Origin of the sequence: Pseudomonas sp. PAMC 29040 (assembly GCF_003994535.1) — a bacterium.
In the GTDB taxonomy this organism is placed as follows: Bacteria; Pseudomonadota; Gammaproteobacteria; order Pseudomonadales; family Pseudomonadaceae; genus Aquipseudomonas; species Aquipseudomonas paraversuta.
On record NZ_RZAA01000001.1, the window covers coordinates 599,764 to 618,947 of the forward strand.

A 19,184-nucleotide genomic window follows, 5' to 3' on the forward strand; every position below is an offset into this window, starting at 1 on the left:
AGCGTTGTTCACGAACAGCTCTATCCAGACCCTTTCAAGAGACTGCCATGACTGTTTATTTCATCGGTGCCGGGCCCGGCGATCCAGAGTTGATTACCGTCAAGGGCCAGCGCTTGATCCGCAGCTGCCCGGTGATTATTTACGCCGGTTCACTGGTGCCGGAGGCAGTCCTTGAAGGCCATCAGGCTGAGCAAGTGATCAACAGTGCAGAGCTGCACCTTGAGCAAATTATCAGCCTGATCAAGACCGCCGATGCCAAAGGCCAGGATGTGGCCCGCGTGCACTCGGGTGATCCGAGCCTGTATGGCGCCATTGGCGAGCAAATCCGCTGTTTGCGCGAGCTGGGCATTGCATTTGAAATCATTCCGGGGGTGACCGCCACAGCCGCCTGCGCTGCCATTTTAGGCGCAGAACTGACCCTGCCGGACATCTCGCAAACCGTGATCCTGACCCGTTACGCGGACAAGACCCGGATGCCTGCAGGCGAAGAGCTGGAGAGCCTGGCGCAACACAAGGCGACCATGGCGATTCATTTGGGGGTCAAGAACCTTGAGCGAATCATCGAGGAGCTACGCCCCCATTACGGCAGTGACTGCCCTGTTGCAGTCATTCACCGGGCCAGCTGGCCGGACCAGGACTGGGTGCAAGGCACCCTGGATGACATTCTGGACAAGGTCCGGGCCAAGGGCTTCAAGCGTACGGCACTGATTCTGGTGGGCCGGGTACTGGCCAGTGACAGTTTTTCCGATTCATCGCTGTACCGTGCCGGGCATGCGCATCTATATCGCCCATAAATACCTGGCTGCCAGAGATTCCGGACATAAAAAAACGGTGCTCACGGGGCACCGTTTTTTCATCAGCTACGCAGCGTACACCCTGTTACCGATGACTCAGTAGTAGGCGTTTTCTTTCTGCGAGTGGTCGGTCACATCACGTACGCCTTTGAGCTCGGGCACTCGCTCCAGCAGCGTGCGCTCGATGCCTTCACGCAGGGTGACGTCTGCCTGGCCGCAGCCCTGGCAACCGCCACCGAACTTGAGGACCGCAATACCGTCTTCAACCACTTCAATCAGGCTGACCTGACCGCCGTGGCTGGCCAGACCGGGATTGATCTCGGTCTGCAGGTAGTAGTTGATACGCTCGTTGATCGGGCTATCGGCGTTAACTGTTGGCACCTTGGCGTTTGGCGCCTTGATGGTCAGCTGGCCGCCCATGCGATCGGTGGCGTAGTCCACCACGGCATCGTCAAGAAACGGTTCGCTGACCGAGTCAATCCAGGCCGTGAAGGTTTTCAGGCCCAGTGCGGTATCTTCGGGTTTCACTTCATTGGGCTTGCAGTAGGCAATGCAGGTTTCAGCGTACTGGGTGCCGGGCTGGGTGATGAAGACGCGGATGCCGATACCCGGGGTGTTCTGCTTGGATAGCAGATCAGCCAGGTAATCGTGGGCGGCGTCGGTAATCGTTATGGCGCTCATGGAATCTCCTCGCAGACATGTGGGGCAGTTTACGCCAATCGGCGCGCCTGACAAAGTCCTAGTATTTTTGTCAGGAAAGCAGCCCCGTCCAGTTCAAAATAATCGGTACGACTACAGGTTCTCGTAACGGTTCATATCCAGCACGCCCGCCTCTACCGGGTCGGTTTCATTGATGTACTGGCCAATATCGTGGAAGTAATGCCAGAACTGCGGATTGCTGCGACGTATCCCCCAGCGCTCGACAATGGTGTCGAAGGTCGACTGATCCTTGCATTGCTCCATCGCCTTGACAAAGGCTGGCACCTCATCCGCCGGGATGTTGAACATAAAGTTCGGATAGCTGCTGAGTACCCCGGGGTAAATGGTCAGGGTATCCAGGCCCGGTTGCAGCCGGTATTCCTCACCGAGCATGAACGCCACGTTGGTGTGCGCGCGGTTGCGCAGCATGCTGTACATCTCGCGCTTGCCGTCGGCGCCCTCGATACGCAGCATGGTGGCTTCAGGCAACTGGTTGATCACCGCCAGCCCCGCTGCAGGACGTGAGGTCAAACTGCTCAGGGATTGCTCTGCGTACTGGAACTCCCGGGCGATGCCGGGCCGTGAGCAGTACGCCCCGGTGCAGCGGTTGATCGGGTCTGGCCGCGCATTGAGGGTGCCTGTGCGCTCGATCAATTTGAGCGCGAAATCGCGCTTGGGGTCGACCGGGTCCAGCTTGATGCCCGTCGGGGTGTCGGCATCGATTTTTTGATAGTCGAGCCACATCTTCAGCTTGCCGCTGTTCTGGTACCAGTCACTCAAGATGCCCGCCCGGGAATCGGCCGGCATCAAACGCAGGAAGTTGACCTCGGCACCATTGCGGATGAGGTCGAAGTACAAACGCGTCTGCGCCTGATGGGAGACGTTGCCGAACACATCGAAGTTGACTGCCAGCTGGTAGTAGGTGCGCTCCAGCAACGGGTAGTCGAACAACCACAGGGTTTGCGGCACGTCACCGATCAGGCCCTTGCTCACGCTGGCGCTGTCAAAGTGCCGGAAAATGGTCAGCAACGCGTTGTCGTTGCCCGCCCACAGGGTCGACCAGCTGGGCGGCGTCATTTCGGCATAGGCTTGTTGGCGCAACTTCTCATAGTCGTTGCGCTTGTCGCGATAGTTGTGCCACAGCGAAATCACACTGCCCACATCATCGATTTGCCCCGGCATCGCCAGCAACGGCGTGGCCTTGCCCCGATAAGCGGCATCGGTGACATAGCGATCGTGGGCAGGCTCCTGGAACACGGTCCAGAAGTTGTCGCGAATCACGTCCGTGGCAATTTGCCCACGGCACACCGGGCCGCGGATAAAGGTGCGCACGAAATATTCCGAGTTATCGAGCATGAACTGGTAACGCGCAACTGCCGGAATGGCCTCGAAGGTTTCAAATGGATTGGCCCGGCCGCGCGGCCCGTAACCCGGCAATGAGGTGGCGTGCCAGTCACCGCTGTAGAACAGCTGTTTGACCCGTGCCAGCTTGTGCGCGCCCATCGGGTAGGTGATGTGGGTCTTGTGCACGATCACGCCCTGGACCGGCATCAAGCGATAGAAAAACTCAGTGCCCGGATCGTCATTCGGCCGGCGTGTGGCAATCAGGTCAACCGGCACGCCGCTGGGCGTACGCGAGCGCACCCATTGAAAGTAATGCCCCGGCACACCGTTATCGAAATAGGCGTGGGCCAAAAACAAATGCTCATACAACCAGCGCGCGACCAGGGCTTCGGTTGAACCCGGGCGATTGAGCAACTCTTCCCATTCGGCGATCTGTTGCGCTTCCTCGACGCTCGGCCGGATTGCGTTTTGATCCACCGGCGCACCCTGGGCTAGCCAGGTTTGCACGGTTTGATATTGCTGATCGGTAAGCCCGGTCACGGCCAACGGCATCCCTTCCCTGGGGTGCTTTTGCGCATAGGCATTGAACTCCCCCGGGGCCGGGCAGGCGTTTTGACGGTTCAGGCCCAGCACAATCTCTTCAGGCAACTTGGCATTGGGGGTCAGCGGTGCGCTGTGGCCCAGTTCCAGCATCCGCGCCATTAATGCTGCTTGCGCGCCCTGGGCATCGAGAACCGAGTAAAAGCCCTTGTTGCGCCATTCAATAGGGCCACTGGCATCGTAGAAGATCCGGGTCGGGGCTACGGCGGTGGTTCTGTCGCCCTGGTACACCGGGACTTTGCTTGCTCCGCGGGTCGAGCCTTCGGCGCTGCCAAGGTTCAGCTGGCAGGCGGCATCGTTGCAGGCGTGACAGGCAACGCATTTCTCAGTGAGGATCGGCTGTATGTCCCGGGTATAGGAAATAGCCGGACTTACCAGCGGGGTTTGTCCCAGCGCTGTACTGCACACCACCAGCGTCACGGCGCCGGCGAGTAGGCGAAAAAACATGTGCCATTGTCCTGATATCAATAGATGTCGCAATTCTACCCATGGAACACCCGCACCAACATGAATCAAATTCATGTAAATTAGCGAACGCTCAAATCCCACGCAGGTTTGTTATGATTTCGCATCTTTTGCATGGCTCTTACAGGTAGTCCTATGTCTGACCGCAGCGCTCGTCTCCAAGCACTTCAGCAAGCCCTCAAAGAGCGCATTCTGATTCTCGATGGCGGCATGGGCACTATGATCCAAAGCTACCGCCTAGAGGAACACGACTATCGTGGCACACGCTTCGCCGACTGGCCGAGTGATGTCAAAGGCAACAACGACCTTTTGATCCTCAGCCGCCCCGATGTGATCGGGGCCATTGAGAAGGCGTATCTGGATGCCGGTGCCGATATTCTCGAAACCAACACCTTCAACGCAACCCAGGTATCCCAGGCCGACTACGGCATGCAGGCCCTGGCCTACGAGCTGAACGTAGAAGGCGCACGCCTGGCGCGCAAAGTGGCCGACGCCAAAACCCTGGAAACCCCGGACAAACCACGTTTTGTCGCGGGCGTGCTCGGCCCTACCAGCCGTACCTGTTCCCTGTCGCCGGACGTGAACAACCCCGGCTATCGCAACGTGACCTTCGATGAACTGGTGGAAAACTACACCGAGGCCACCAAAGGCCTGATCGAAGGCGGTGCCGACCTGATCCTGATCGAGACCATTTTCGACACCCTCAACGCCAAAGCCGCGATCTTTGCCGTACAGGGCGTATTTGAAGAGCTGGGTGTCGAACTGCCGATCATGATTTCCGGCACCATCACCGATGCTTCCGGGCGTACCCTGTCCGGCCAGACCACCGAGGCATTCTGGAACTCCATCAGCCATGCCAAGCCGATTTCGGTCGGTTTGAACTGCGCCCTGGGTGCCCGCGAGTTGCGCCCGTATCTCGAAGAGCTGTCGAACAAGGCCGACACCTATGTTTCCGCTCACCCCAACGCAGGCCTGCCCAACGAGTTCGGTGAATACGACGAACTGCCGGCCGAAACCGCCAAGGTCATTGAAGAGTTTGCCCAGAGCGGCTTCCTGAACATTGTCGGTGGCTGCTGCGGTACCACCCCGGGCCATATCGAAGCCATCGCCAAAGCCGTGGCCGGTTACGCCCCGCGCCAGATCCCGGACATTCCCAAAGCCTGCCGCCTTTCGGGTCTTGAGCCCTTCACCATCGATCGCAGCTCGCTGTTCGTCAACGTCGGCGAACGTACCAACATCACCGGCTCTGCGCGCTTCGCCCGACTGATCCGTGAAGACAACTACACCGAAGCCCTGGAAGTGGCGCTGCAGCAGGTTGAAGCCGGTGCGCAAATCATCGACATCAACATGGACGAGGGCATGCTGGACTCGAAGAAGGCGATGGTGACCTTCCTCAACCTGATTGCCGGTGAACCGGACATCTCCCGGGTGCCGATCATGATCGACTCCTCCAAGTGGGAAGTCATCGAAGCGGGCCTCAAGTGCATTCAGGGCAAGGGCATCGTCAACTCCATCAGCATGAAAGAAGGCGTGGAGCAGTTCATCCATCACGCCAAACTGTGCAAACGCTACGGCGCCGCCGTGGTGGTGATGGCGTTTGACGAAGCCGGCCAGGCCGACACCGAAGCGCGCAAAAAAGAAATCTGCAAACGCTCCTACGACATCCTGGTCAATGAAGTCGGCTTCCCGCCACAAGACATCATTTTCGACCCGAACATCTTTGCCGTGGCCACCGGTATCGAAGAACACAACAACTACGCTGTGGACTTTATCAACGCCTGTGCCTACATCCGCGACGAGCTGCCGTATGCACTGACTTCCGGCGGTGTGTCCAACGTGTCCTTCTCGTTCCGCGGCAACAACCCGGTGCGTGAAGCCATCCACTCGGTGTTTTTGCTGTATGCGATCCGCAACGGCCTGACCATGGGTATCGTCAACGCCGGACAGCTGGAGATCTACGACCAGATCCCGGCTGAATTGCGCGACGCCGTGGAAGACGTGGTGCTCAACCGCACCCCGGACGGCACCGACAACCTGCTGGCCATTGCCGACAAGTACAAGGGCGACGGCAGCGTCAAAGAGGCCGAAACCGAAGAGTGGCGTGGCTGGGAAGTCAACAAGCGTCTTGAGCACGCGCTGGTCAAGGGCATCACCACCCATATCGTCGAAGACACCGAGGAATCGCGCCAGTCGTTCAAGCGTCCGATCGAAGTCATCGAAGGGCCGCTGATGTCCGGCATGAATATCGTTGGCGATCTGTTTGGCGCCGGCAAAATGTTCCTGCCCCAGGTGGTGAAATCCGCCCGCGTGATGAAACAGGCGGTGGCGCACCTGATTCCCTTTATTGAACTGGAAAAGGGCGACAAACCGGAAGCCAAGGGCAAGATCCTGATGGCCACGGTTAAAGGCGACGTGCACGACATCGGCAAGAATATCGTCGGCGTGGTCCTGGGCTGTAATGGCTACGACATCGTTGACCTCGGGGTGATGGTGCCGGCAGAGAAAATCCTGCAGGTGGCCAAGGAGCAGAAATGCGACATCATCGGCCTCTCGGGCCTGATTACACCGTCGCTGGATGAAATGGTCCACGTGGCCCGTGAGATGCAGCGCCAGGACTTCCATCTGCCGCTGATGATTGGCGGCGCGACCACCTCCAAGGCTCACACGGCGGTCAAGATCGAGCCCAAGTATCAGAATGATGCGGTGATTTACGTCACCGACGCCTCCCGCGCCGTAGGTGTCGCGACACAGTTGCTGTCCAAGGAACTGAAGCCCGGTTTCGTTGAGAAAACCCGCCTCGAATACATTGAAGTGCGTGAACGCACCGCGAACCGCAGCGCCCGTACCGAGCGCCTGAGCTACCCCGCTGCAATTGCCAAGAAGCCACAGTTCGACTGGAGCGACTACCAGCCGGTCAAGCCGACGTTTACCGGGGCCAAGGTGCTGGACAACATCGACCTCAAAGTGCTGGCCGAATACATCGACTGGACGCCGTTCTTTATTTCCTGGGATCTGGCAGGCAAGTTCCCGCGCATCCTGACCGACGAAGTGGTCGGTGAAGCGGCCACCGCGCTGTATGCCGACGCTCAGGAAATGCTGGCCAAGCTGATCGATGAAAAGCTGATCAGCGCCCGTGCAGTGTTTGGTTTCTGGCCGGCCAACCAGGTCAACGATGATGATCTGGAGCTCTACGGCGACGATGGCCAGCCATTGGCAAAACTGCATCACCTGCGCCAGCAAATCATCAAGACCGACGGCAAGCCGAACTTCTCGCTGGCCGACTTTGTCGCGCCCAAAGACAGCGGCGTTACCGATTACGTGGGGGGGTTCATCACCACCGCCGGTATTGGTGCCGAAGAAGTGGCCAAGGCCTATCAGGATGCGGGCGACGATTACAACTCGATCATGGTCAAGGCCCTGGCTGACCGTCTGGCCGAAGCCTGCGCCGAATGGCTGCACCAGCAGGTACGGACCAAATACTGGGGGTACGCCAAGGACGAACAACTGGCCAATGACGAACTGATCAAGGAGCAGTACAGCGGTATCCGCCCTGCCCCGGGCTATCCGGCCTGCCCTGATCACACAGAAAAAGGCACCCTGTTTGCCCTGCTGGACCCTGAAGCACAAGAGATGCGCGCAGGTCAGAGCGGTGTATTCCTGACCGAGCACTACGCCATGTTCCCGGCGGCGGCGGTCAGCGGCTGGTACTTTGCTCACCCGCAGGCGCAGTACTTTGCCGTGGGCAAGGTCGACAAGGACCAGATTGAAAGCTATACGGCGCGTAAAGGTCAGGACCTGAGCGTGACGGAGCGCTGGCTGGCGCCGAACCTGGGCTACGACAACTAAACAACCTCTGCCTCTACAGGAGCGAGCCGTTAAAGCTCGCTCCTGCAGTCAAGTGGTATGCATCCCTTGAACTATGCTGTGTTCACAGCAACTCAATAGTGGGGGGATATATGGACGATCCAGCCAACAACAAGCCGCCTACCTTATGGCAAGTGTTGCACAGCGTATTGGCTGCAGCCTTTGGCGTGCAAAGCGCAAAAAACCGCTCTCGCGATTTCACCCACGGCAAACCCGCTCAGTTTCTGATCCTGGGCCTGCTGTTTACCCTGTGTTTTGCGCTCACCCTGTTCGGCATCGTCAAGCTGGTGCTGTATCTGGCCGGGGTTTGATTACTGGTGACTCACCCAGAAGACGGCCGTTGAGACCACCAGGATGACAAGAAAGAAAATGGCCCATGCATCGACCTTGCTGTCGCTTTTACGCACTTTGACTGGAGTACTCATCGCATCGCCTTTTTTCGGTTTTATGGGTGAATGCTTGAAGACTTGCGCTCAGTTAAGTTCAGTAATGCCCTTCCCACAAGTAAGGCATTGAGAATCAGACTCTTATAGTCGTTTTGGTTCTTTGCATATGCTTAAACATCACTTTTGCGCATAACTACAAGCTGGTATCGTGCCTTGCTCCTTGGGGAGTGCGCGGCCGTGCGCGCAGATAAGCTGTTAGCAGCCTGAGAACAGGACCTATATGTACGTATATGACGAGTACGATCAGCGGATCATCGAGGACCGCGTCAAGCAGTTCCGGGATCAGACCCGACGCTATCTGGCAGGTGAGCTGAGCGAAGAAGAGTTCCGCCCCCTGCGCCTGCAAAATGGCCTTTATGTCCAGCGTTTTGCCCCGATGTTGCGGGTCGCCGTGCCCTATGGCCAGCTGACTTCGCGTCAAGCGCGAATGATGGCCAAGATTGCCCGCGACTATGACAAGGGCTATGCCCACATCAGTACCCGCCAGAACGTGCAATTCAACTGGCCGGCGCTGGAAGACGTGCCGGACATTCTGCAAGAACTGGCGACAGTGCAAATGCACGCCATTCAAACCAGCGGCAACTGCCTGCGCAACGTCACCACCGACCAGTTTGCCGGTGTGGCTGCCGATGAACTGATCGATTCGCGCCCTTGGTGCGAGATCGTTCGTCAATGGACCACGTTCCACCCGGAATTCGCTTACCTGCCGCGCAAATTCAAAATCGCCATCAATGGTTCGGCCTCTGACCGTGCCGCCATTGAAGTCCACGATATCGGCCTCGAGCCGGTGTTCAACGACGCCGGTGAACTGGGCTTCCGCGTGCTGGTGGGCGGCGGTCTGGGCCGTACTCCGGTGATCGGCGCCTTCATCAATGAATTCTTGCCGTGGCAAGACTTGCTGAGCTACCTCGAAGCCATCCTGCGGGTTTACAACCGCTACGGCCGTCGTGACAACAAGTACAAGGCCCGGATCAAGATCCTGGTCAAAGCCCTGACCCCGGAAGTGTTCGCCGAACGCGTTGAAGCCGAGATGGTTCACCTGCGCGGTGGTTCCAATACCCTGACCGAGGCTGAAGTCCAGCGCATCGCCAGGCACTTCGTCGACCCTGACTACAAAGTACTGCCCGACTTCAGCGCCGAACTGGCTGAACTCGACCAGCAGCACCCGGGTTTCGCCCGCTGGCGTACCCGCAACACCCTGGCCCACAAGAAGCCGGGCTATGTCGCCGTTACCCTGTCGCTCAAGCCTACAGGCGTAGCGCCGGGCGACGTGACGGACAAGCAGTGGGATGGCATCGCCGACATGGCTGATCGCTACAGCTTCGGTCAACTGCGTACTTCCCACGAACAGAACATCATCCTGGCCGACGTCGAAGAAAACCAGTTGTTCGCCATGTGGGGCGAGCTGCGTGAACAAGGCTTCGCCACCCCTAATATTGGCTTGCTGACCGACATGATCTGCTGCCCGGGCGGCGACTTCTGCTCCCTGGCCAACGCCAAGTCGATCCCGATTGCAGAATCGATCCAGCGTCGCTTTGACAACCTGGATTACCTGTTCGACATCGGCGAGCTTGACCTCAACATCTCCGGTTGCATGAACGCCTGTGGTCACCACCACGTCGGTCACATCGGGATTCTGGGCGTCGACAAAAAAGGCGCCGAGTTCTACCAGGTCTCCCTGGGTGGCAGCGCCAGCCGCGATGCCAGCCTGGGCAAGATTCTCGGCCCCTCGTTCGCCCAGGACGCCATGCCGGACGTGATCGAAAAGCTGATCGATGTGTACGTTGAAAGACGTACCGAAGATGAGCGCTTCATCGACACCTACCAACGTATCGGCATCGACCCTTTCAAGGAGCGCGTCTATGCAGCGAATAATTAAAAACAACGAAGTGATCGACGAAACCTGGCACTTGCTGCCAAAGGACGTCAGCTTTGATGACATCTCCAACTGCGACGACCTGATCGTGCCGCTGGCGCTGTGGCGCGAACATGGCCCGGCACTCAAGGCCCGTGATGGCGGCCTGGGTGTGTGGCTGGACAGCGATGAGGAAGCCGAGGAACTGGGCGATGACGCGGCGAATTTCCAGGTCATTGCCCTGAACTTCCCCGCTTTCACCGATGGTCGCAGCTATTCCAACGCCCGCTTGCTGCGTGACCGTTATGGTTACAAAGGCGAATTGCGCGCGATTGGCGATGTTCTGCGCGACCAGCTGTTTTACCTGCACCGCTGTGGCTTCGATGCATTTGCCATCCGTGCCGACAAAGACCCCTATGAAGCACTGCAGGGCCTGAAAGACTTTTCAGTCACCTATCAGTCTTCTACAGATGAACCGATGCCGCTGTTCCGACGTCGTTAATCATCTGAGGAACCCGTGTCACATGGCATGCCTGTGACACGGGCCACTCCTGAGCCCTTGCGTGGCTCAAAGAGTGCCCAAAGACAGCAGCTTTACCAGAAACGCTGCTGCGTCAAACGGCTCCACAGAGAGTCAACCACCCGCTCTGCCGAACTGCTGGCCGCCAGGCCAACGCGCTCCTGCAAGCTTTTACGCTGTGCATAGTGCAAGTGGTAAAGATGAGCGTCCCTGGCACGCTCCGACAAATACTCGTCGCTGGTTTTAAGTTCATCCACCAGCAGCTTGTCGACTGCAGCAACCCCCAGCCAGACTTCACCGGTGGCCACTTCATCGATCGCCAGCTGCGGGCGATACTTGGCGACAAAGTTCTTGAACAGCTGATGGGTGATGTCCAGATCCTGCTGGAACTTCTCCCGGCCCTTTTCAGTGTTTTCGCCAAACACGGTCAGAGTGCGTTTGTACTCGCCGGCGGTCAGCACTTCGTAATCGATGTCGTGCTTTTTCAGCAGGCGATTGACGTTGGGCAACTGCGCCACAACCCCGATCGAACCCAAAATCGCAAAGGGCGCGCTGATAATTTTCTGACCGATACACGCCATCATATAGCCGCCGCTTGCCGCGACCTTGTCGATACAGATGGTCAACGGAATCCCCGCCTGACGAATACGCGCCAGTTGCGACGACGCCAGGCCGTAGCTGTGAACCATGCCGCCACCACTTTCCAGACGCAGTACCACCTCATCGGCAGGGGTAGCCAGGGCCAGCAGAGCAGTGATTTCGTGACGCAGGCTTTCAGTGGCCGATGCCTTGATATCGCCGTCGAAATCCAGCACGAACACCCGAGGTTTTTCTTCAGGCTGCTTTTTCAACTTCTTGTCGGTTTTGGCCTGCTGTTTACGCAGCGACTTGAGCTGATCCTTGGGCAACAACGACTGCTCCAGCGTGTCCCGCAGTCCTTTATAAAACTCGTTCATCTTGTTGACCTGCAACTGCCCTGCAGAGCGGCGGCGACCTTTGCCGCGCAATGCCGCAATCACCACCAGCACTACCACAATGGCAATCACCAGGGTCACGGTCTTGGCCAGAAAACTGGCGTAATCGGCAAAAAATTCCACAGACTCTCCTTAATTAGCATGCGACCCTCGGGTCAGGGCCGCGTAATGCCCCCAGCATACCGGCGTGACCCTCGCCCTGCCAGCCGCGATACAGCCTTGTCGGCAGGCCCATACAGGCGATTCAAACGAGCGTATGTTTTTTCATTGACAGGTTCCTGCCTTCCTCCTAACCTCGCCAGACTTTCAACCGAGCGGGATGACGCGAAAGTGGGCAGCATCTACTTGATAAGACATGGCCAGGCCTCGTTTGGCGCCGACGACTACGACATGCTGTCGTCCCTGGGTGTGCGCCAGGCAGAGATCGTGGGCCAGCATCTGGTTGATCTGGATCTGCGCTTTGATCGCTGCATCTCCGGCGACCTGCTGCGCCAGCAAGACACCGCTCGCCATGCACTGGCACAGTTCACGGCTGCCGGGTTGCCCGTTCCCGCCCATGACATTGACTCTGCCTTCAACGAATTTGATGCTTTCGCCGTGCTCGGTGCCCTGCTTCCTGGCCTGTTGCCAGATGAACCTGACGCCATAACAGCCATGAACAATGCCGCCCACAACCCGGCAGAGTTCCAGCGTATCTTTGAACTGATCATCGCGCGCTGGCTCAGCGGTACCTATGACACTCCCGGGCTGGAAACCTGGCTGGGCTTCGTTGAACGGGTTCAGGCAGGCCTGAACCGGATTCTCGACCTGGCCCGCAACGACCAGAGCATCGCCGTGTTCACCTCCGGCGGCACCATCACTGCCTTGCTGCACATACTGACCCAGATTCCGGCCAGCGACGCCTTCAAGCTGACCTGGCAAATTGCTAACACCTCGCTCAGCCAGCTCAAGTTCCATGGCCGCGAGGTCATTCTGGCTTCCTTCAACAGCCAGGTGCATCTGCAACTGTTGAAGACGCCGTCACTCATCACCTATCGTTGAGCGTCGGCAACCGCGACCTGAGGGTCGCAGTAACCCAACCTAAAAGGATCGAACCATGACTTCTGTAGCTGATGCCGTTCAAGCAATGAAAGCCAAATTCAACCCAGCCGCTGCTGCCGGTCTGGACCTGGTATTCGGTTTTCGCATTGATGACACCAAAAACTTCTCGCTGATCATTAAAGACAGCACTTGCGAACTCCAGGAAGGCGAGAACCCGGACGCACAGGTAACGCTGGTCATGGACGGCGAAACCCTGGAAGGCATCGTCAGCGGCGAAACCGATGGCATGCAGGCGTTCATGGGCGGCAAACTGCGCGCTGAAGGCGACATGATGCTGGCCATGAAGCTGAGCGAACTGTTCCCTTCGTAAGCCACACGCAACACCGAAAAACCGAAGACCACGCGCTTCGGTTTTTTTTCGCCTGTGCTTCACTCAACGCTTATCCATCACGCTGATCGCTCACTAACACCCGCACCTATTAAGGCCATCCCCGCCTTGTCCCGGGCCCGGGCGCCCATTAGATTAGCGAATGTTGCCCAGCCACAAATATAAGCAGAAGAGATAAACATGGCGCTTACCGACTCGTCGACCCGCATCCGCGCGGGTGAAGAACTCGACATCAGCCGCATCGATCCTTACCTCAAGGCTCATGTCCCCGGGCTTGCGGGGCACCCCGTGGTCAGCCAGTTCCCGGGCGGCGCGTCCAACCTCACCTATTTGATTGAATACCCCGACCGGGAGCTGGTACTGCGCCGCCCGCCCTTTGGCCACAAAGCCAAATCAGCCCACGACATGGGCCGCGAGTTCCGCATTCTCAATCAGCTCAAGGACGCCTTTGCTTACTGCCCCAAAGCCTATGCCCACTGCACCGACCAAAGCCTGATCGGCTCGGAGTTCTACGTGATGGAGCGGGTCAAGGGCATCATCCTGCGCTCGGACATACCCGATGAACTGGGGCTGACTGCCGCCACCACACAAACCCTGTGCCACAGCTTTATCGACAAGCTGGTGCAACTGCATCAGGTCGACTACAACGCCTGCGGGCTGGGCGACCTGGGCAAGCCCCAAGGCTATGTGCAACGCCAGATCAGCGGCTGGAGTGAACGTTACGAAAAGGCCCTGACCCCGGATGCCCCGCGCTGGGAAGCAGTAAAACAGTGGCTGCAGAACAAAATGCCGGCTGACCACCCGACCCCGGCCATCGTGCATAACGACTACCGCTTCGACAATGTGATCCTCGCCCCCTCCAACCCGATGCAAATCATCGGCGTCCTGGACTGGGAACTGACCACCCTCGGTGACCCCCTGATGGATCTGGGCAACACCCTGGCCTACTGGATTGAAGCCAACGACCCGGCACCGGTACAACTGATGCGGCGCCAGCCCAGCAACGCCCCGGGCATGTTGACCCGCCGCCAATTCGTCGATTACTACGCCGAGCGTTCGGGCATTCAGATAGACAATTACGATTTTTACTACGCCTACGGACTGTTCCGTCTGGCGGGTATTGTCCAGCAGATCTATTACCGCTATTACCACGGCCAGACGCAGGACAAGCGCTTCGCATCCTTTGTGCAGATGAATGCGCTGCTCGAGCAGATGAGCCTCAAGCTCATCCGCACATCCAGCCTCTAAACCCGCGACAACCAGGGAATCAACATGTCCAGGACTCAACTGTTCAACCTTGATGGAAAAATTGCCTTTGTTTCCGGTGCCAGTCGCGGCATTGGTGAAGCCATCGCCAGGCTGCTGGCCCAACAGGGCGCCCATGTAATTGTGTCCAGCCGCAGGCTTGAAGGCTGCCAGCCGGTGGTTGACGGGATCATCGCCGAAGGCGGCAAGGCCACTGCCATCGCCTGTCATATCGGCGAAATGGAGCAGATCACCCGGACTTTTGCCCGCATTCGCGAAGAATTTGGCCACATCGATATCCTGGTCAACAACGCGGCGACCAACCCGCAGTTCTGCAACGTCCTGGACACGGACCTGAGTGCGTTCCAGAAAACCGTGGACGTGAACATTCGCGGTTACTTCTTCATGTCGGTAGAAGCCGGCAAACTGATGCGCGACCACGGCGGCGGCAGCATCATCAACGTGGCTTCGATCAACGGCGTATCGCCCGGCGTGTTCCAGGGGGTCTACTCGATGACCAAGGCCGCGGTGATCAACATGACCAAGGTATTTGCCAAGGAGTGCGCCGAGTACGGGATACGCTGCAACGCCCTGCTCCCGGGCCTGACCGATACCAAATTTGCATCGGCGCTGGTCAGCAACGACGCCATCCTCAAGACCGCACTGCAACAGATCCCGTTGAAACGCGTGGCCCGGCCCGAAGAAATGGCCGGTGCAGTGCTGTATTTGGCCAGCGACGCCTCGACCTACACCACTGGCGTTTCGTTAAACGTCGACGGCGGATACCTCTCATAACCCAGACCAAAGCCCAGCCCCCCTGTAGGAGCGAGCTCGTCTCGCGAGCTGTTGGCGGTTTTAAAAAGCTCGCTCCTACAGAACCTGGCTCACAGACCAATAAGTTAATTCCAATAGTTGATATTTCGGAATATTTATTCCATTAATAGCCCTCCCTGAAAATAACAATTCAAAGGATCCAGGCTATGCGTGCACTTGGTATTGGTTTGATCGGCACCGGATTCATGGGCCGGGCCCATGCGCTGGCGTTTCGTAATGTCAGTTCTGCGTTTGAACTGCCGGTGCACTTGCACCTTGCAGCACTGGCTGATGCCGACGTCGAGCGCGCGCAGCACTGTGCAAACGCCTGGGGCTTTGCCCGCGCCCATGGCGACTGGCAACAGCTGATCAGCGACCCGGCAGTGGATGTGGTCGCCATTACCACCCCCAACCACTTGCACTTCCCCATGGCCATGGCCGCCATCGCAGCGGGTAAAGCGGTGTATTGCGAAAAACCCCTGGCCGTCAGCCTGCAACAGGCCGAGCAAATGCATCTCGCTGCCAGGGTCGCCGGCGTGGTCACGCGGGTGGGTTACAACTATCAACACAACCCGATGCTGGTGTTGGCCAAACAGATGATTGAGCGTGGTGACCTGGGACGCATCATCAGTTTCCAGGGCGAGTTCAGCGAGGACTTCATGGCCGATCCGGCGCTGCCCTGGTCATGGCGCTGCGAACCCGGGCATGCCGGCGGTGCCCTGGCCGATCTGGGCAGCCATCTGCTGGCCATGGCGCGCTATCTGGTGGGGGATGTCCAAGCCGTGTGCGCCGACAGCCAGACCGTTCACCCGCAACGCCCGGCCAGCCGCAACAGCAGCGAACTGCGCGACATCCTGATCGACGACCAGACCCACGCCCTGGTGCGTTTCAGCAATGGCGCCCGGGGCACCCTGAGCAGCAGCTGGCTCAAGCACGGTTATAAAAACCACCTCAGCTTCGAGATCAGCGGTACCGGCGGCACCCTTAAATTCGATCAGGAGCGGCTGAATGAACTGCACCTGTGCAAAGCCGGCCAGGCCGGCTTCGAACGTCTTCTGGCGGGCCCGGAACTACCCGGCTACGCCGCGTTCAGCCCTGCGGGCGGGCATCAGCTGGGGTACAACGAACTGAAAACCCTGGAGGTACACGGGCTGATCCAGGCCTGCGCCGGCAACCCTGCGCCGGGCCCCGACTTCGAAGAAGCCTGGCAGGTAGAACGTCTGGCTGCGGCCATTCGAGAAGCCGCAGAACAACAGCGCTGGATAACCCTCTGACCCCCCCATACCTGTAGGAGCGAGCTTGCTCGCGAGCTCTTTCAACCGCCAACAGCTCGCGAGACAAGCTCGCTCCTACACAGTTCTATGCAATCGGCCCAAACACCGCTCTGCCTCGAGCACCATCTCCTGAATCAGCTCCTCGCAACTTTTCAGCTCGCTGATCGCTGCTGCCACTTGCCCGCTGGGTAAAATCCCTTCATCCGGAATGCCGTCCACCATGGAGCGCTGCAGCAGCACCGGCTGGTTGGCTGCCATTACGGTTTGCGACAAGGCACCCGGGTCTTCCTTCACCGACTGGGCGAACACACTGAACATATGCCCCAGGCTCATGCCGGTCTGTTGCTTCCACTGCCAGGCACTGCCCAGGGCAATGCGCAAGCGGCCAAAGGCACCGGCCTTTTCCAGACGATTGATAAAGGCATTTTCGATCATCCGGTGGCGCATCCCGTCCACCGCCAGGGTCACGCGAATCTGCTGCGGATCTTTGACTTTCACATAGCGTTCCAGGGTCGCCAAAGGGGTGGGCGATTCCCGGGTCATCAAAAACCGCGTGCCCATGGCAATCCCGGCCGCCCCGCTGGCCAATGCCCCGGCCAGACCGCGACCGGTGGAATAGCCACCGGCGGCAATCACCGGGACCTGTACCGCATCCAGCACCTGGGGCAGCAAAATGGTGCTCGGCACCCCGCCGGTATGCCCGCCGCCTTCACCACCCTGTACCGTCACCATGTCAGCGCCCAGCTCCACCGCCTTGAGCGCATGCTTGAGTGCGCCCACCGTGGGTATACACAGCACCCCGGCCCGCTTGAAGCGCTCGATGGTCTGGCGATCCGGCCCGCGACCATAACTGACGGCACGCAAGCGGTACTCGATCGCCAGGTCCACGCACTGCGCAGCGTTCTCCTGGAACATATGAAAGTTGAGGCCGAAATTACTGCCGCCGGTGGCCTCGATCACCCGCTGGATTTCAGCCTCAAGCTGGTCCGCGGCGATGGTCGCCCCGGCGAGAAATCCGAACGCCCCGGCCCGGGTGCTGGCAATCACCAGATTGGCATCCGCCACCCAGCCCATCGCGGTCTGCACTATGGGGTAACGACAGCCCAATGCATCGGTCAGCGCCGTTTGCAGATAGCCACTCATCCACGCTCTCCCGCAGCCGTCTTGTTTGCCTGAATCATGGCCTTGGCGTCATAACCACCGAGCTTGTCGCCCGACAGCAGTTCGTTATGACTATGGGCGAAGTGATGCCAGGCAAACACCGCGTCCATGGCTGTGCGCTTACCCTGCAAATCTTCAACGTGATTGATCGCCTGCTTGGTCAGCGCCAGCCCCATGCGCGGCTGTTTGGCAATGGCCGCTGCCAGCGCATAAGTACCGCCCTCCAGTTCTTCGCGACTGAACAGGCGATTGACCATGCCCATCTGATAGGCGCGTTCGGCACTCATACGGTCGCCGGTGAACAGAAATTCCTTGGCAATGCGCGGGTTCAATTCGTAAGGGTGGGCAAAGTACTCCACCCCCGGAATGCCCATGCGCACCACCGGGTCCTGGAAAAACGCATCATCACTGGCCACGATCAAGTCACACACCCAGGCCAGCATCAGCCCGCCGGCAATGCACGCGCCCTGCACCATCGCGATGGTCGGCTTGGGCAGCTCGCGCCAGCGCCGGCACATGCCCAGATACACCTCCTGTTCCCGGGCATACAGATATTCGCCGCCAGGCTTGTTGGTGTGATCCCACCACAGGTGCGCACGCTCAAACGACTTGTTGATGTCGCGCCCGGGGGTGCCAATGTCATGCCCGGCCGAGAAATGCTTGCCGTTAGCGCGCAACACTATGACTTTCACCAGGTCATCATTCACCGCCCGGCGAAACGCATCGTCCAGGGCATAGGTCATCTGCGAGTTTTGCGCGTTGTTCACTGTCGGCCGATTCAGGGTCAGGGTGGCAATCCCGTCCGCCACCCCGTACAGCACCGGTTCTTCGGTTTCATACACAGCGGTATCAGCCCGCTGCACAAATTCGCTGTCGCTGTTCATCTGGATTCCTTGCCTTCAGGCCTGGCGAATGCCGGGTGGATTGCCCTTCAGCGCGGCTGCGCGATAGTCATGCGGGTCCAGACGACGGATCAGCTCCAATTGCTGCGCAGTAGGCGCCACGGTCTGCTTGATATCGGCTGCCTTGAGCAGCGGAAAGCCGGTATTGTCCTGCACCTGTTCAAAGCTCACACCCGGGTGCAGCGAGCGCACCTGAACCGCGCGGTCCGGGCCGCCGAAGTCCATCACACACAGATCGGTGACGATCAGGCGGATGTCCATCAGGTCGCGGCGCATGCCTTCTTCCCAACGCTCTGGCTTGAACCCGACACCTGAAACCATGTCCACTTCACCGGACACAAATGCCCGGGTGTTATGGCTCGGCACAAAGAACGAGTTGATATGGTTGATGCTGTTGCCCGGCAAACCGCGCACCCCCAGCATTGCCACCTTGGGCTTGTGATAGTCGCCAATGCACGACAGATTGGTCTGGCCCCAGCGGTCGATCTGGGTCGGGCCGATCATCGCGTGACGACGGCCGCCCCACACGCACTCAAACACCCGTTCAAACGACAGGTAACCCGAGTAACGCGGCTCATAGTCACCGCGCGGCCCCAAAGGAATCGGCTCTTCCACCAGAAAGGCCTCGCTGTCGGTCATCAACAGTTCCGGGCTGTGGCTCAGTTTGGCCAGGCTCGCGCCCAGGCGCGGGATCACCCCCAGGCCGGAAGCAATCACTTCGCCGTTATCGCGCCAGGCTTCGCAAGCAGCCACGATCAACAGTTCGGCCAGGGTAAATTCGCAAGTCGCAGTCATGTCC

General features: G+C 58.8%; 16 protein-coding genes. 10 read left to right on the forward strand and 6 right to left on the reverse strand.

The genetic code is table 11. The features are described from left to right. Positions 1-47 precede the first annotated feature (47 nt). Positions 48-794 carry a precorrin-4 C(11)-methyltransferase gene (gene cobM, locus WG29040_RS02575; RefSeq protein WP_003445156.1) on the forward strand — a complete coding sequence of 249 codons (747 nt, stop codon included), beginning with the start codon at positions 48-50 and terminating at the stop codon, positions 792-794. Positions 795-890: 96 nt separating this feature from the next. On the opposite strand, the gene nfuA is transcribed toward cobM, so the two are convergent. Next, on the reverse strand, positions 891-1,475 hold the full coding sequence (gene nfuA, locus WG29040_RS02580; RefSeq protein ID WP_003445154.1) for a Fe-S biogenesis protein NfuA: 585 nt from the start codon (positions 1,473-1,475) through the stop codon (positions 891-893). A 111-nt stretch (positions 1,476-1,586) separates the two neighbouring features. After that, entirely contained in the window at positions 1,587-3,884 is a 2,298-nt protein-coding gene (locus tag WG29040_RS02585; RefSeq protein ID WP_127195611.1) for a fatty acid cis/trans isomerase, read from the reverse strand. A gap of 153 nt (positions 3,885-4,037) precedes the next feature. On the opposite strand from WG29040_RS02585, the gene metH reads away from it, so the two are divergent. From metH to WG29040_RS02605, 4 genes are all read left to right on the forward strand, one after another. Continuing rightward, on the forward strand, positions 4,038-7,748 hold the full coding sequence (gene metH / locus WG29040_RS02590; RefSeq protein ID WP_060781776.1) for a methionine synthase: 3,711 nt from the start codon (positions 4,038-4,040) through the stop codon (positions 7,746-7,748). A gap of 110 nt (positions 7,749-7,858) precedes the next feature. Continuing rightward, positions 7,859-8,077 (forward strand): DUF2970 domain-containing protein, encoded by a 219-nt coding sequence (locus WG29040_RS02595; protein WP_003445148.1) that lies wholly within the window; start codon positions 7,859-7,861, stop codon positions 8,075-8,077. 355 nt (positions 8,078-8,432) lie between these two features. Continuing rightward, on the forward strand, positions 8,433-10,091 hold the full coding sequence (locus tag WG29040_RS02600; RefSeq protein ID WP_003445145.1) for a nitrite/sulfite reductase: 1,659 nt from the start codon (positions 8,433-8,435) through the stop codon (positions 10,089-10,091). Next, positions 10,075-10,569, forward strand: a complete 495-nt coding sequence (locus WG29040_RS02605) for a DUF934 domain-containing protein (protein ID WP_003445144.1) — start codon at positions 10,075-10,077, stop codon at positions 10,567-10,569. The genes WG29040_RS02600 and WG29040_RS02605 overlap by 17 nt, the downstream gene beginning before the upstream one ends. A 92-nt stretch (positions 10,570-10,661) precedes the next feature. Here WG29040_RS02605 and sohB read toward each other — a convergent pair whose 3' ends face one another. Further along, complete coding sequence (gene sohB, locus WG29040_RS02610) at positions 10,662-11,684, reverse strand: protease SohB (protein WP_003445142.1); 1,023 nt, start codon at positions 11,682-11,684, stop codon at positions 10,662-10,664. Between the two features lie 207 nt (positions 11,685-11,891). Here sohB and WG29040_RS02615 point away from each other — a divergent pair, with 207 nt between their 5' ends. The 5 genes from WG29040_RS02615 to WG29040_RS02635 all read left to right on the forward strand — a co-directional run bounded on the left by WG29040_RS02615 (position 11,892) and on the right by WG29040_RS02635 (position 16,322). After that, positions 11,892-12,602 carry a histidine phosphatase family protein gene (locus WG29040_RS02615; protein ID WP_127195612.1) on the forward strand — a complete coding sequence of 237 codons (711 nt, stop codon included), beginning with the start codon at positions 11,892-11,894 and terminating at the stop codon, positions 12,600-12,602. A gap of 55 nt (positions 12,603-12,657) precedes the next feature. Beyond that, the gene (locus WG29040_RS02620; RefSeq protein WP_003445138.1) at positions 12,658-12,972 is read left to right on the forward strand and encodes an SCP2 sterol-binding domain-containing protein; all 315 of its coding nucleotides are present in this window, start codon (positions 12,658-12,660) and stop codon (positions 12,970-12,972) included. Between the two features lie 198 nt (positions 12,973-13,170). After that, positions 13,171-14,238, forward strand: coding sequence for a phosphotransferase family protein (locus WG29040_RS02625; protein WP_127195613.1), 1,068 nt, complete (start codon positions 13,171-13,173; stop codon positions 14,236-14,238). A 24-nt stretch (positions 14,239-14,262) separates the two neighbouring features. Beyond that, positions 14,263-15,030 (forward strand): SDR family oxidoreductase, encoded by a 768-nt coding sequence (locus WG29040_RS02630; RefSeq protein ID WP_010656621.1) that lies wholly within the window; start codon positions 14,263-14,265, stop codon positions 15,028-15,030. Positions 15,031-15,215: 185 nt separating this feature from the next. Next, entirely contained in the window at positions 15,216-16,322 is a 1,107-nt protein-coding gene (locus WG29040_RS02635; RefSeq protein WP_127195614.1) for a Gfo/Idh/MocA family protein, read from the forward strand. Between the two features lie 75 nt (positions 16,323-16,397). Here WG29040_RS02635 and WG29040_RS02640 read toward each other — a convergent pair whose 3' ends face one another. The 3 genes from WG29040_RS02640 to WG29040_RS02650 are packed head-to-tail and all read right to left on the reverse strand — an operon-like array spanning position 16,398 to position 19,180. Beyond that, a complete protein-coding gene (locus tag WG29040_RS02640) occupies positions 16,398-17,465 on the reverse strand; it encodes a nitronate monooxygenase family protein (RefSeq protein ID WP_003445134.1) in 1,068 nt (355 codons plus the stop codon). Continuing rightward, positions 17,462-18,367, reverse strand: a complete 906-nt coding sequence (locus WG29040_RS02645) for an enoyl-CoA hydratase (protein ID WP_127195615.1) — start codon at positions 18,365-18,367, stop codon at positions 17,462-17,464. Before WG29040_RS02645 ends, WG29040_RS02640 begins: the two co-directional genes overlap by 4 nt. 15 nt (positions 18,368-18,382) lie before the next feature. Further along, the gene (locus WG29040_RS02650) at positions 18,383-19,180 is read right to left on the reverse strand and encodes a CoA-transferase subunit beta (RefSeq protein ID WP_003445132.1); all 798 of its coding nucleotides are present in this window, start codon (positions 19,178-19,180) and stop codon (positions 18,383-18,385) included. Positions 19,181-19,184: the final 4 nt, after the last annotated feature.

What these genes read in the sequence shown, in the direction of transcription:
- cobM (WP_003445156.1), top strand. Translation starts at nt 48, where the DNA reads ATGACTGTTTATTTCATCGGTGCCGGGCCCGGCGATCCAGAGTTGATT.
- nfuA (WP_003445154.1), bottom strand. Translation starts at nt 1,475, where the DNA reads ATGAGCGCCATAACGATTACCGACGCCGCCCACGATTACCTGGCTGAT.
- WG29040_RS02585 (WP_127195611.1), bottom strand. Translation starts at nt 3,884, where the DNA reads ATGTTTTTTCGCCTACTCGCCGGCGCCGTGACGCTGGTGGTGTGCAGT.
- metH (WP_060781776.1), top strand. Translation starts at nt 4,038, where the DNA reads ATGTCTGACCGCAGCGCTCGTCTCCAAGCACTTCAGCAAGCCCTCAAA.
- WG29040_RS02595 (WP_003445148.1), top strand. Translation starts at nt 7,859, where the DNA reads ATGGACGATCCAGCCAACAACAAGCCGCCTACCTTATGGCAAGTGTTG.
- WG29040_RS02600 (WP_003445145.1), top strand. Translation starts at nt 8,433, where the DNA reads ATGTACGTATATGACGAGTACGATCAGCGGATCATCGAGGACCGCGTC.
- WG29040_RS02605 (WP_003445144.1), top strand. Translation starts at nt 10,075, where the DNA reads ATGCAGCGAATAATTAAAAACAACGAAGTGATCGACGAAACCTGGCAC.
- WG29040_RS02620 (WP_003445138.1), top strand. Translation starts at nt 12,658, where the DNA reads ATGACTTCTGTAGCTGATGCCGTTCAAGCAATGAAAGCCAAATTCAAC.
- WG29040_RS02625 (WP_127195613.1), top strand. Translation starts at nt 13,171, where the DNA reads ATGGCGCTTACCGACTCGTCGACCCGCATCCGCGCGGGTGAAGAACTC.
- WG29040_RS02630 (WP_010656621.1), top strand. Translation starts at nt 14,263, where the DNA reads ATGTCCAGGACTCAACTGTTCAACCTTGATGGAAAAATTGCCTTTGTT.
- WG29040_RS02635 (WP_127195614.1), top strand. Translation starts at nt 15,216, where the DNA reads ATGCGTGCACTTGGTATTGGTTTGATCGGCACCGGATTCATGGGCCGG.
- WG29040_RS02640 (WP_003445134.1), bottom strand. Translation starts at nt 17,465, where the DNA reads ATGAGTGGCTATCTGCAAACGGCGCTGACCGATGCATTGGGCTGTCGT.
- WG29040_RS02645 (WP_127195615.1), bottom strand. Translation starts at nt 18,367, where the DNA reads ATGAACAGCGACAGCGAATTTGTGCAGCGGGCTGATACCGCTGTGTAT.
- WG29040_RS02650 (WP_003445132.1), bottom strand. Translation starts at nt 19,180, where the DNA reads ATGACTGCGACTTGCGAATTTACCCTGGCCGAACTGTTGATCGTGGCT.